Genomic DNA, 12,275 nt, shown 5'->3' on the forward strand with positions numbered 1-12,275 from the left:
CTCGTTACGCTCCGGTCGTATGCAGCCGCTCACGTATCCCGCCAAGCCGCGCCCCGGCGACCGGATCGCCGTGCTCTCCCCCTCGTCCGGGCTGCCGGGTCTGTTCCCGCGCCCGTACGAACTGGGACTGACCCGGCTGGAGAAGGACTTCGGCCTGGTGCCCGTCGAGTATCCGACGACGCGGAAGATGGGTTCGACGCCACGTGAGCGGGCCGACGACATCCACGCCGCCTTCGCGGATCCGACGGTCAGGGCGGTCGTCGCGAGCATCGGCGGGGACGACCAGATCACCGTACTGCCGCTGCTGGACCGCGAGTTGATCCGCGCCTGCCCCAAGCCGTTCTTCGGCTGGAGCGACAACACCAATCTGCTGGCCTTCCTCTGGAACACCGGGATCGTCGCCTTCCACGGCGGCAGCGTGATGTGCGAGCTGGGGCGGCCCGGCGCGATGGATCCTCTTACGGAGGCGTCGCTGCGCGCCGCCCTCTTCACCTCGGGGCCGTACGAACTCGCTCCCGCCGCGCGCTTCCGCGACACCGACGGCGACTGGGCCGACCCGGCGACCTTCCTCGCCGAGCCCGAGACCCGGCCGGGCGCGGGATGGACGGTGCACGGACCCCAGCGCGTGGTGGAGGGCCGGACCTGGGGCGGAAATCTGGAGACCCTGTCCGGGCTGTTCGTGGCCGACCGGGAGATCCAGGAAGACCTCGCCGCGTACGACGGCTGTGTGCTCCTGCTGGAGACCTCGGAGGAGTTGCCGGGCGCCGGCGAGGTCTTCCGGGTCCTGCGTGACATGGGCGAGCGCGGGCTGCTGCGGCGCTTCCCCGCACTGCTGATGGGACGGCCCAAGACCTGGTCGCTGGAGCGGCGGAACAGCCCGGAGGAGTCCGCGCTGTACGCCCGGGAGCAGCGCGCGGCGGTGGTACGGGCGCTGGAGACGTACGCCCCCGACACGATGGCCGTCCTCGACGTGGACTTCGGACACACCGATCCGCAACTGGTCATTCCGTACGGCGGCACGGCCCGGGTGGACGGGCCCGCGCGGCGGATCACCGTCACGTACTGAGGCGGCACGGGGACACCGACGGAACCGGCGGACAGACGGGACCGGGGCGAGTGGCTGGTGCCACTCGCCCCGGTCCCGGTGTCTCGTACGGGTGTCTCGTACGTCGCGCGGTCAGGCCTCGATGTCGGCCTTGCCCTCGCTGTCCTTGCCCTCGGCCTTGTCCTGGCCGTCCTTGCCGTCCTTGCCGTCCTTGCCCTCGGCCGCGTCGCGCTCCGCCTGCTTCTTGGAGGCGATCAGGCTGGTGATCGTGGTGATGATCAGCACACCGCAGATCACGGCCAGCGAGAACGGGATGGAGATCTCGGGGACATTCACCCCGTTCTCGTGCAGCGCGTGCAGCACCAGCTTGACGCCGATGAAGCCGAGGATGATCGACAGACCGTAACTGAGGTGGACCAGCTTCCTGAGCAGGCCACCGATCAGGAAGTACAGCTGTCGCAGACCCATCAGCGCGAAGGCGTTGGCGGTGAAGACGATGTACGGGTCCTGGGTCAGACCGAAGATCGCGGGGATCGAGTCCAGCGCGAACAGCACATCGGTGGTGCCGATGGCGAGCATGACCACCATCAGCGGGGTCAGGATGCGCTTGCCGTTCTTCTCGATGAAGAGCTTCGTGCCGTGGTACCTGTCGGCGACTCCGAAGCGGTTCTCGATCGACTTCAGGAGGCGGTTCTCCTCGAACTCCTCCTCCTCGTCGTCGGAGCGCGCCTCCTGGATGAGCTTCCAGGCGGTGTAGATCAGGAACGCGCCGAAGATGTAGAAGACCCACGAGAAGCTGGCGATGATCGCCGCGCCCGCCGCGATGAAGATGGCGCGCAGGACGAGGGCGATGAGCACACCGACGAGCAGCACCCGCTGCTGGAGGTGTGAGGGCACCGAGAACTTCGCCATGATCAGGACGAAGACGAAGAGATTGTCGACACTGAGCGACTTCTCGGTGATGAATCCGGCGAAGAACTCGCCCGATGCCTGGCTGGTGCCGAATATCAGCAGGCCGATGCCGAACAGGGCGGCGAGAACGATCCAGACGACCGTCCAGATTCCGGCTTCTTTGATCGACACGTCATGGGGCTTGCGCCCGATGAGGAAGTCGACCGAGATCAGGGCACACAGACCAAGAATGGTCAGTACCCAAAGGGTCCATGAAACGTCCACTGCGCCTCCGGCGTCGTACGGCTACTGATCAGCGTCGTCGCTGCCGGAGGTCTCTTCCACCCGGGCGTCTCATCTGCGCCGGCGGGCCGACGCCCCGGGACCGATGGCGGTCCGTATTGACGGGTACGTCGCGGTGTGGGAGTACTCCCCTCCGTTCAATGGAGAGTACAGGAAACCCCAAGAGAAGGTAAAGTTCAGGGTCGGGCGGGCGCCGACGTGCAGGTCAGCTGCTGTTCAGCCGCTCACGGACGGGTGCGGGGACGGGCCCTGACCCGGCCGGGTCAGCGGCGCCAGGCGCGCCGCGCCTCGGCTACCTGTTCGAGCACCCGCCGGAGTATCTGGCTGCCCGCCGGCATCGTCAGTGGTTCGAACGTCCACGCGTGTCCGACCCACGGGTCGGCGAGGTGGTCGTCGGCGACCGGTGTGATCCGCAGCAGCGAGCGCCAGAGCGGGTCGAGCACGGGGCCGTACGCGCTGGCGTCCTCGCGGTCGGCGACCATCATCAGATGGACACCGACGGCCGGGCCCTCGTCGGCGAGATAGCGCAGCTGGGTCACCGCGCGGTCGTCGAACCCGTGCGGGAAGTCGTTGACGATCAGCAACTGCTCGGCGGTGTCGAGATCGGGCGGCAGCGAGTCGGCCGCGCCGGCCCTGATGGCCATCTGCGTCAGGTCCACGCGCCGGGTGAGCTTCGCGAGTACGTCGGCGACGCCCGCGGCGCCGCTCGCCGGCGGCTGGTTCAGCACGCCCGCGCCGACCAGCGGGGCGAGGGACAGGGCGGCCGAGCCCGCGGCGTCGATCACATGGACGGTGAACTCGCCCGGCGGGTAGGCCGCGAGGAGGCGCGTGGCGACACCGACCGCGTTGTCCATGGCGAGCCTGCGCAGCCGGCCCTCGTCCAGCATCAGGGCGGCGTCCGAGCCCGACCGGCCGCTGTCGATCCACAGGCCGCGCTCCAGCGGGAGCCTGACCAGCATGGGGATCCGCAGATCCGCGCTCTCGGGAAGGTGGAGATCGCCGAGGCGCAGCGCCATCGGGTTGTCCATCGGGACGCGGTAGGCGTGCCAGACGGGGTTGTCCCAGCGGGCGTACGCGGGCGGCAGGGCGGGCTCGACGACCTCGGACTCGGCGGCCAGCTGGCCGAGGTCCCGGTCGAGGGCCTCCCGCGCCTGGTCGGTGAGCCGGTCGCGCTTGGCGCGGGCGACTTCGCGGGCCGCGTCGCCCGTGCCGCCTATCCGGCTGCGCGGGTCGGACAGGACCCGGTCCAGCTCCTGGTCCATCCGGGACTCGGCGAAGTCGACGGCGCTGCGGTAGGCGGCGGCGGCGCGGGCCAGGTCCTCGAACATGCCCCACACCTGGTTGTACAGGCGCTCCTCCATGGACCAGCCGGTCGCGTCGCCCGCGACCGGGCGGGGCGCCTGGCCGGGCTGCGCCGGCGGTGACGCGGGCGGCGGGGTGGGCGGAGCCGTCGTCCGCCGGCGCGGGTGCGTGTAGTTGACCCGTCCACCGGCGGTGCCGTGCGCGGCGGCGGCCGGCTGCTGCCCCTGGCCGTCCGACGGGCCGGCCGGCTGCTGGCCGGGGGTGCCCGGCAGTTGGTGCGGTGTGGCGCCGGTGACGGGTGTCGTACCGGAGCCGGGGGTCACGCCGGAAACCGGCGAGGCTCCCGCGCCCCCGGTGCCCCCCGCGGTCTGGCCGGGCTGGGTGGCCGTGGCGGATCTGTCGGAGCGGACGCGTGCGCCGTCCGCCGTGCCGGTCAGCGGTGCCTGGATCGCGCTGGCCATGTGCCGGGCCACCGCTTCCTGGATCCCGGCGGCGAACTCGGTGGCCTGCGGCACGCCCTGGTCGCCGAACAGCTCGGCGAGCCCGCCCGCGTACCCCTGGCCGACGGCGCGGACCTTCCAGGCGCCCTGGCGGCGGTAGAGCTCCAGGGCGACGACGGCGGACTCCGCCTCCAGGCCGGTGATGGTGAAGCTGGCGATCTCGGTGCCGTCGGTGGCGGTGACGGCGGCGAACGGGGCGGCCGTGGTGCCGAACCGGGAGGGTCCGCCGACCCCTTCGGGGAGCGCGAGCAGTAGGTGCACCAGCTGCGCGCGGTCGGGTACGGCCTCCAGGTCGACATGGAAGCGCAGTCCCGCGGCGGCCTGCCGGGAGACCTCGATGCCGGGCAGCGTGGGCGAGCCGGGGTGGGCGATCCACTCGACACCGAGGACCGTGCCCCGGTCGTCGCCGAGGGTGGCACACGCCAGGACCGGCACTCCGGCCGTCACCCGGATCTCCAGTCGGCTGTGGGGCAAGGGGTGGTTCTGCCCCCGGACCAGCTCGGCCGTCATCGCCTCTGTCCCCTCGTCGGTCACGCGTCGGTGCCCCGTAGTGATGTCGTCGTGTGGTGCGGCGTCCGAACTGCCCGGTGGGACCGTTCGGTTGGTGCCCGTTGGTGCTGCTCGGTGCTTGGCGCTCAGTGCTCGGTGCTCGGTGCGACTGTCTGTCGATACCGCCCGGCAAGCGGTGCAGCTCCCGGCGGCCGTGCCTCCGGGAGCTGCGCTTGCGCTGACGAGAGCCGTGCCTACAGGTGCGGCAGGATCGCCGGCATCAGGTCCTGGAACGTCCGGCCGTTGGCCGGGTTGCCCAGGGCGGTCATCTGCCAGCCGGCGCCGGCGCGGTGCACCTTGGCCATGATCTGCGCGGTGTACTGACCGCCGCCGTCGAGTGTGTAGCGGGCGAGCTCGTCGCCGTTGGTCTCGTCGACGATGCGGCAGAAGGCGTTCTGCACCTCCTGGAACGTCTGGCCGGTGAACGAGTTCACCGTGAAGACGATCTGGTCGATGTGCACCGGAACCCGCTGCAGATCGACGAGGATCGCCTCGTCGTCGCCGCCCTGTCCGGCGCCGCCGACGAGATTGTCACCGGTGTGCCGTACGGAGCCGTCGTCGCTGACGAGGTGGCGGAAGAAGACCACGTCGACCGGCTGCTTGTCGGCGAAGAGCACGGCCGAGGCGTCCAGGTCGATCTCGCGGGTACGTGACCCGAACAGGCCACGACGCGGGGCGGCTTGCCAGCCGAGCCCCATGCGCACCGCGGTCAGGGTGCCCCCGCCCCTCTTCTCCAGGCTGATCGCCTGCCCCTTGGTCAGGTTGACCCCAGGGCCCCCGGCACTGCCCTTGGATACGTCGACCACGCGCTGTCCCCTCTCGGAAGTTCCCCCGCAACCGTCCATGTGTGCGGTTGTCCCGTACCCTACGCAGTCACACTGACAGTGCAGGAGGCTTCGGCCGTTTTTGTGTCGGTCTTGCAACACACCCGGACGCGGCCTCGTCAGGCCAGCCCCACTTCCCTCATCTGCCGCAATTCCTTCTTCAGTTCACTCACTTCGTCGCGCAGCCGCGCGGCCACCTCGAACTGCAGATCAGCGGCTGCCGCCCGCATACGATCCGTCATCTCCTCGATGATTCCGGCCAGTTCGGCCGCGGGCCGGTCGGTGACCACCGCGCCCTGTTTGCCCGCCCGGGAGAGCGTCGGCACCGGGGCCTTCGCCTGCTTGCCCTCCTTGCCCTGGCGGTAGCCCGTACCGAGCAGTGCCTCGGTGTCGACCTCTTCGCGCGCGATGGTCGCGACGATGTCGTTGATCTTCTTGCGCAGCGGCTGCGGGTCGAGTCCGCGCTCGGTGTTGTACGCGATCTGCTTCTCGCGGCGGCGGTTGGTCTCGTCGATGGCCTGCTCCATCGCCGGGGTGATCTTGTCCGCGTACATATGGACCTGGCCCGAGACGTTGCGCGCCGCGCGGCCGATCGTCTGGATCAGCGAGGTGCCCGACCGCAGGAAGCCCTGCTTGTCGGCGTCGAGGATCGCCACGAGCGACACCTCGGGGAGGTCGAGGCCCTCACGCAGGAGGTTGATGCCGACGAGGACGTCGTACTCGCCCGCGCGCAGTTCACGCAGCAGCTCGATACGGCGCAGGGTGTCGACGTCGCTGTGCAGATAGCGGACCTGCACGCCCAACTCGAGGAAGTAGTCGGTCAGGTCCTCGGCCATCTTCTTGGTGAGGGTGGTGACCAGGACGCGCTCGTCCTTCTCGGTGCGGGCGCGGATCTCGTGCACCAGGTCGTCGATCTGGCCCTCGGTGGGCTTGACCACGACCTCCGGGTCGATGAGCCCGGTGGGGCGGATGATCTGCTCCACGTAACCGTCGCCGCGCGAGAGTTCGTACTTTCCGGGGGTGGCCGACAGATAGACGGTCTGGCCGACGCGCTCCTGGAACTCCTCCCACTTCAGCGGGCGGTTGTCCAGCGCGGAGGGCAGCCGGAAGCCGTGGTCGACCAGGGTGCGCTTGCGGGACGCGTCGCCCTCGTACATCGCGCCGATCTGCGGCACGGTGACGTGCGACTCGTCGATGACCAGCAGGAAGTCCTCGGGGAAGTAGTCGAGGAGGGTGTTGGGCGCGGTGCCGGGCGAGCGGTCGTCGAAGTGCATCGAGTAATTCTCGATACCGGAGCAGGAGCCGATCTGGCGCATCATCTCGATGTCGTACGTGGTACGCATGCGCAGCCGCTGGGACTCCAGGAGCTTGCCCTGCCTGTCCAGCTCGGCGAGGCGCTCCTCCAGCTCGCGCTCGATGCCGTTGACGGCCTTCTCCATGCGCTCGGGCCCCGCCACGTAGTGGCTGGCCGGGAAGACGTACAGCTCCCGGTCCTCACTGATGATCTCGCCGGTGAGCGGGTGGAGCGTGGAGAGGGCCTCGATCTCGTCGCCGAACATCTCGATGCGGACGGCCAGTTCCTCGTAGACCGGGAAGATCTCGATCGTGTCGCCGCGGACCCGGAAGGTGCCGCGCGTGAACGCCATGTCGTTGCGCGTGTACTGGATGTCGACGAAGCGGCGCAGCAGTTGGTCGCGGTCGTACTCCTCGCCGACCTTCAGCGGCACCATCCGGTCCACGTACTCCTGGGGCGTACCCAGGCCGTAGATGCAGGAGACGGACGCGACCACGATCACGTCACGGCGGGTGAGCAGCGAATTCGTCGCCGAATGGCGCAGCCGCTCCACCTCGTCGTTGATCGAGGAGTCCTTCTCGATGTACGTGTCCGACTGGGGGACGTACGCCTCGGGCTGGTAGTAGTCGTAGTACGAGACGAAATACTCGACCGCGTTGTTGGGCAGCAGCTCGCGGAACTCGTTCGCCAGCTGGGCCGCGAGCGTCTTGTTCGGAGCCATCACCAGGGTGGGGCGCTGAAGCTTCTCGATCATCCAGGCCGTGGTGGCGGACTTGCCGGTGCCCGTCGCACCGAGCAGGACGACATCCTGCTCATCCGCGCGGATGCGGCGCTCCAGATCCGCGATCGCCGTCGGCTGGTCGCCGCTGGGCTGGTAGGAGCTGATGACCTCAAAAGGCGCCGAAGTACGTTCGATCTTGGAAACTGGCCGCATGTATCCACCGTACGACCACCCACTGACAGTCGAGGGTGGATCACCCGCCGGATCACCAGTCGTGGACGCCCCGCGACCCGCCTCCGGCGCCCCCGGACTGTCTGGAGACCGTCTCCTCGGCGCTCTCGCCGTAGGTGGGCTCCCGCGGGGCCCGCTGGGCCGGTACGCCCGGCAGGGCACGCTCGTGGCGTCCTCGGCCCTGTCTGCCGTGGGGCGCCGGGTCGCGGGGCTCCTGGCCGCCCATGACCATCAGCGGGTCGAAGATCACCACGACGGCCGCCAGCAGCAGGAAGACGCCGGGCCCCACCAGCATGGGCCCGAGCAGTGTGGCCGCCGGTTCGCCGCCTTCGGCGCCCTCGGCGGAGCCGCCGGGCAGCCTCAGGTGGACGTGGACGGCCGCCATGCCCGTGTAGTGCATCCCGGTGACGGCCACGCCCATCGTCAGGCTGGCGGCCAGGCTCATCAGCAGACTGTGGACGGACGCGGCGGCCCACAGCGCCACGGTGGCCGCCACGACGGCGATCGCGACGGAGCCGCCGACGGTGAGCGTGTCGTACTCGATACCGCCCTGGAGGCGGATACCGGCCATGCCCAGGTAGTGCATGCTCGCGATGCCGAGGCCGGTGACGGTACCGCCGGTGACCAGGGCCATCGTGGTCGTGCCGCGGTATCCCACGATGAAGATGCCGAGGCCGACCATGACGATCGCGAGGGCGAGGCTGGCGAGGGTGGTGGCCGGGTCGTAGGTGACGGGGGTCTCCGCGACGGCGAAGCCCATCATGGCGATGAAGTGCATCGTCCAGACGCCCGAGCCGATCGCGATGGCGGCGAGCGCGAGCCAGCCGGCCTTGCGCCCGCGTTCGGCCGTGTGCAGGGATCTGATGGCGCAGCGCAGGCCCAGCGCGCCGCCGAGGCAGGCCATGAGAAAGGCCGCCACGGGGGTGATCAGGCCGTAGCTGAATCCGTCGGTGGTGCCCTGCATGCGGTACGTCCTTCGCTCCTGATGAGCCGTCTGCGCAAGCCCAGGTTCGGGGGCGAGGGTATGACCAGCGGCACGGCAAGCAAACATCAGGTCACCCTTTTGTCGACATGGAGACCGCCTCCGGGCCCGGCTCGGGCGCAGTCCGTTCACGTTGTGGCCAACCTTCGCCTGTCGCGTGTTGGCCGCCGACTGTCAGTCTCGGCCCGTCCGTGATCGATCGACGCAAGGAGTCCACGTGTACGCACGCACCTCTGTGACCGCGACCGTCGCGCTGCTGGGAGCCGCCGCGCTGGTTCTGCCGGGCACCACGTCGGCCGCCGCGCCGCGGGCCACGGGCCAGGAGACGGCCCCCGCGTCCGCCCGTCACGGCGCCGATCCGCTGGTCATCGCGCACCGCGGCGCCTCCGCCTACGCGCCGGAGAACACCCTCGCCGCCGTCGACAAGGCCGAGGAACTGGGCATCGACTGGGTGGAGAACGACGTCCAGCGTACGAAGGACGGCGAACTGGTCGTCCTGCACGACACCCACCTCAAGCGCACCACCGACGTCGAGCAGGTCTACCCCGACCGCGCTCCGTGGAATGTGAAGGACTTCACCGCGGCGGAGATCGCGCGGCTGGACGCGGGCAGCTGGTTCGGCGCCGAGTGGGCGGGCGCGCGGGTGCCGACGCTGAAGCGGTATCTGGACGCCGTCGAGGACAACCGGCAGAAGCTCCTCCTGGAGATCAAGGCGCCCGAGCTGTACCCGGGCATCGAGAAGGACATCCTGCGCGTGCTCCGCGCGGAGGGCTGGCTGGACCGCGCGCACGTGCGGAACAAGCTCGTCATCCAGAGTTTCGGCGCCGACAGCGTGAAGGCCGTGCACGAGCGGCGGCCCGACGTGATCACCGGGTTCCTCGGTACGCCGGCGGTGGCCGACCTGCCGTCGTACGCGAAGTTCACCGACCAGATCAACCCGACGCACTCCACGCTCACCGCCGAGTACGTGGCCGCCGTGCACCGGCTGAAGGGCGCGCACGGCAAGCGGCTCCAGGTCAACACCTGGACGGTCAACGACACCGCGGGCGCGGTGCGCGTGGACGGGTTCGGCGTGGACGGCATCATCACCAACAACCCGGACGTGGTGCGGGACGCGGTGGGCTGACGGACGGCCCGTGACGGGGCCGGGGCCCGTTGTCAGACCCTGGCCGTAGCGTTGTCGGCATGGACAGCGACACGCAGTCGGTGGAGTGGGCCGTCGTCGGAAGCGACATCGGTCCGCTGCTGCTGGCCGCCACCGGTGAAGGACTTGTGACGGTTGTCTTCCACGCCACGAACGGGCGGCGGGAGACGGCGCTTCGACAGCTGAAGGGGCGGCTCGGCGCCGAGCCCGTCGAGGATCCGGCGGGACGGCTGGCCGAGCCGATACGTCAGCTGGCGGCCTTCTTCGACGGCACCCTGCGGGAGTTCGAACTGCCGCTGGACTGGTCGCTGTCGGGCGGCTTCAACCGGCGGGTGCTGCGCGAGCTGGCGGCCGGCGTTCCGTACGGCACGGTCGTCGGCTACGGCGATCTGGCCGACCGCGTGGGCAGTCCGGGCGCGGCCCAGGCGGTCGGCGCCGCGATGGGGTCCAACCCGCTGCCGATCGTGGTGCCGTGCCACCGGGTGGTGGAGAGCGGCGGCAAACTGGGCGGCTTCGGGGGCGGCCTGGAGACCAAGCGCCAACTGCTGGCGCTGGAAGGCGTGCTGCCCGCGCCGCTGTTCTGACCCGCCTCGGCTGCGCGTCCTGCCCGGCCCCGGGTCGGCCGGCGACGTTTGCGGGGCCCCGTCCCGTGCCAGGGATGGGACATGCCTGACACGACACTGCTGCTGTCCCCCGAGGTGCGGGAGGCGCTCGACTCGCGCCGGCCCGTCGTGGCCCTGGAGTCGACGATCATCGCGCACGGTCTGCCGCGCCCGCGCAATCTGGCCGTCGCCGAAGAACTGGAAGCGCTGGTACGGTCCGGCGGCGCCGTCCCCGCCACCGTCGCCGTACTGGACGGCCGGGCCCATGTGGGCCTGGACAAGGACCAGTTGGCGCGGGTCGCGGGAGATCCGTCCGTCCGGAAGCTGGGCCACCGCGATCTGGCGCCCGCCCTCGCCATGGGGGCCAGCGGTGCGACGACCGTGTCCGCGACGGCGTTCCTCGCCGCCCGCGCCGGGATCCGGGTCTTCGCGACCGGCGGCCTGGGCGGTGTCCACCGCGAGTGGACCCGGGCGCAGGACGAGTCGGCGGACCTGCGGCTGCTCGCGGAGACCCGGATCACGGTGGTGTGCGCGGGCGTGAAGTCGATCCTGGACGTACCGGCGACCTTGCAGCGTCTGGAGACCCTGGGTGTCGGGATCCTGGGGTACGGCACGGAGCACTTCCCCGGCTTCTACCTCTCGTCGTCCGGGGAGCCCGTCGACTGGACGGTGCGCACTCCGGAGGAGGTCGCGGCGGTGATGGGCGCCCAGGACGCGCTCGGCGGGCCGGCGGCGGCGCTGATCGTCGCAAATCCCGTACCGGCGGCGGAGCAGCTCGATCCGGAGCTGCACGACCGGGTGCTCGCCGAGGCGCTGACGGAGTGCCGGGAGCGGGGCATCGGCGGGCAGGCGGTCACGCCGTTCCTGCTGGGCGAGCTGATGCGACGGACCGACGGCGCGTCCCTGGAGGCGAATCTGGCCGCCGTACGCGGCAACGTACGGCTGGCCGCGCTGATCGCGGCGGCGCGGTGAGCGGTGAGCGCCCCGACGGTGATCCGGGCGCGCTGCTGATCGTCGGGGACGTCGTCACCGACGTGGTGGCCCGGCACCGTACGCCACTCACGCACGGCACGGACACGGCGGCCGAGATCCGCACCCTGCCGGGCGGCGCCGGAGCCAACGCCGCCTGTTGGGCCGTGTTCACGGGACGCACGGACGTCCGGCTGCTCGGCCGGGTCGGCGCGGACGCCGCCGGATGGCACGAGGAGCGGCTGAGAGCGGCGGGCGTCCGGCCCCTTCTCGTCGTCGACGACGACGTGGCGACCGCCACCGTCGTCTCGCTGGTCGACGCCTCCGCCGAACGCACCTTCCTCACCGACAGCGGGGCCGTCCTGCGCCTCTGCGCCGCCGACTGGTCGGACTCGTTGCTCGACGGCGTGGGCCGGCTGCACATCTCCGGTTATCTCTTCTTCGCCGCCACGAGCCGTCAAGTGGTGCGCGCCGCACTGGAGTCGGCGCTGGGCCGTGGCGTCCCGGTGAGCGTGGACCCCGCGTCGGCGGGCTTCATCGCGCGCCTCGGCGCGGAGGCGTTTCTCGCGGCGGCCGACGGTGTCCACGTACTCCTGCCGAACGTGGACGAGGCCCGGCTGCTCACCGGCGTCCCGGACGCCGAGAAAGCGGCGGCCGAGCTGAGCCGCCGATTCCCGCTCGTCGTGGTGACGCTGGGCCCGGAGGGCGCCCTGGTGGCGACGGACGGAGCCGTGACGGCGCGCGTGCCACCCGATCACGCGCGGGCCGTCGACTCCACCGGGGCGGGCGACGCGTTCAACGGCGCCTTCCTCGCGACCCTGCTGGCGGGCGCCGACCCCGTGACGGCAGCCGCCGCCGGCTGCCGCGCCGGGGCCCTGGCTGTCGCACTGCCCGGCGGCCGGCCACCGGTGCCATGAC

At 70.7% G+C, this 12,275-nt stretch carries 10 protein-coding genes; 5 read left to right on the plus strand and 5 right to left on the minus strand.

Annotation, left to right across the window (positions count from 1 at the left end; translation table 11 throughout):
- Positions 1-19: 19 nt before the first annotated feature.
- A complete protein-coding gene (locus tag P3L51_RS13335) occupies positions 20-1,066 on the plus strand; it encodes a S66 family peptidase (protein ID WP_354605383.1) in 1,047 nt (348 codons plus the stop codon).
- Positions 1,067-1,177: 111 nt separating this feature from the next.
- On the opposite strand, the gene P3L51_RS13340 is transcribed toward P3L51_RS13335, so the two are convergent.
- The 5 genes from P3L51_RS13340 to P3L51_RS13360 form a co-directional block, all read right to left on the minus strand.
- Positions 1,178-2,221, minus strand: coding sequence for a TerC family protein (locus tag P3L51_RS13340; protein ID WP_354605384.1), 1,044 nt, complete (start codon positions 2,219-2,221; stop codon positions 1,178-1,180).
- Between the two features lie 281 nt (positions 2,222-2,502).
- Complete coding sequence (locus tag P3L51_RS13345; RefSeq protein WP_354605411.1) at positions 2,503-4,551, minus strand: TerD family protein; 2,049 nt, start codon at positions 4,549-4,551, stop codon at positions 2,503-2,505.
- Positions 4,552-4,784: 233 nt separating this feature from the next.
- On the minus strand, positions 4,785-5,351 hold the full coding sequence (locus P3L51_RS13350; protein WP_031231966.1) for a TerD family protein: 567 nt from the start codon (positions 5,349-5,351) through the stop codon (positions 4,785-4,787).
- 182 nt (positions 5,352-5,533) lie between these two features.
- Positions 5,534-7,642 carry an excinuclease ABC subunit UvrB gene (gene uvrB / locus P3L51_RS13355; RefSeq protein WP_354605385.1) on the minus strand — a complete coding sequence of 703 codons (2,109 nt, stop codon included), beginning with the start codon at positions 7,640-7,642 and terminating at the stop codon, positions 5,534-5,536.
- 52 nt (positions 7,643-7,694) lie between these two features.
- The gene (locus P3L51_RS13360; RefSeq protein ID WP_354605386.1) at positions 7,695-8,624 is read right to left on the minus strand and encodes an MHYT domain-containing protein; all 930 of its coding nucleotides are present in this window, start codon (positions 8,622-8,624) and stop codon (positions 7,695-7,697) included.
- Between the two features lie 235 nt (positions 8,625-8,859).
- Here P3L51_RS13360 and P3L51_RS13365 point away from each other — a divergent pair, with 235 nt between their 5' ends.
- The 4 genes from P3L51_RS13365 to P3L51_RS13380 all read left to right on the plus strand — a co-directional run bounded on the left by P3L51_RS13365 (position 8,860) and on the right by P3L51_RS13380 (position 12,274).
- Entirely contained in the window at positions 8,860-9,768 is a 909-nt protein-coding gene (locus P3L51_RS13365) for a glycerophosphodiester phosphodiesterase (RefSeq protein WP_354605387.1), read from the plus strand.
- Between the two features lie 59 nt (positions 9,769-9,827).
- Entirely contained in the window at positions 9,828-10,370 is a 543-nt protein-coding gene (locus P3L51_RS13370; protein WP_354605388.1) for a methylated-DNA--[protein]-cysteine S-methyltransferase, read from the plus strand.
- An 81-nt stretch (positions 10,371-10,451) separates the two neighbouring features.
- A complete protein-coding gene (locus P3L51_RS13375; protein ID WP_354605389.1) occupies positions 10,452-11,360 on the plus strand; it encodes a pseudouridine-5'-phosphate glycosidase in 909 nt (302 codons plus the stop codon).
- On the plus strand, positions 11,357-12,274 hold the full coding sequence (locus P3L51_RS13380; RefSeq protein WP_354605390.1) for a carbohydrate kinase family protein: 918 nt from the start codon (positions 11,357-11,359) through the stop codon (positions 12,272-12,274). Before P3L51_RS13375 ends, P3L51_RS13380 begins: the two co-directional genes overlap by 4 nt.
- Position 12,275 lies beyond the last annotated feature (1 nt).

This window comes from Streptomyces panacea (assembly GCF_040560175.1).
GTDB classification, from domain to species: Bacteria; Actinomycetota; Actinomycetes; order Streptomycetales; family Streptomycetaceae; genus Streptomyces; species Streptomyces panacea.

Bases quoted from the DNA above. Each gene is read 5' to 3' on its own strand.
- P3L51_RS13335 (WP_354605383.1), top strand. From the start codon at position 20: ATGCAGCCGCTCACGTATCCCGCCAAGCCGCGCCCCGGCGACCGGATC.
- P3L51_RS13345 (WP_354605411.1), bottom strand. From the start codon at position 4,551: ATGACGGCCGAGCTGGTCCGGGGGCAGAACCACCCCTTGCCCCACAGC.
- uvrB (WP_354605385.1), bottom strand. From the start codon at position 7,642: ATGCGGCCAGTTTCCAAGATCGAACGTACTTCGGCGCCTTTTGAGGTC.
- P3L51_RS13360 (WP_354605386.1), bottom strand. From the start codon at position 8,624: ATGCAGGGCACCACCGACGGATTCAGCTACGGCCTGATCACCCCCGTG.
- P3L51_RS13370 (WP_354605388.1), top strand. From the start codon at position 9,828: ATGGACAGCGACACGCAGTCGGTGGAGTGGGCCGTCGTCGGAAGCGAC.
- P3L51_RS13375 (WP_354605389.1), top strand. From the start codon at position 10,452: ATGCCTGACACGACACTGCTGCTGTCCCCCGAGGTGCGGGAGGCGCTC.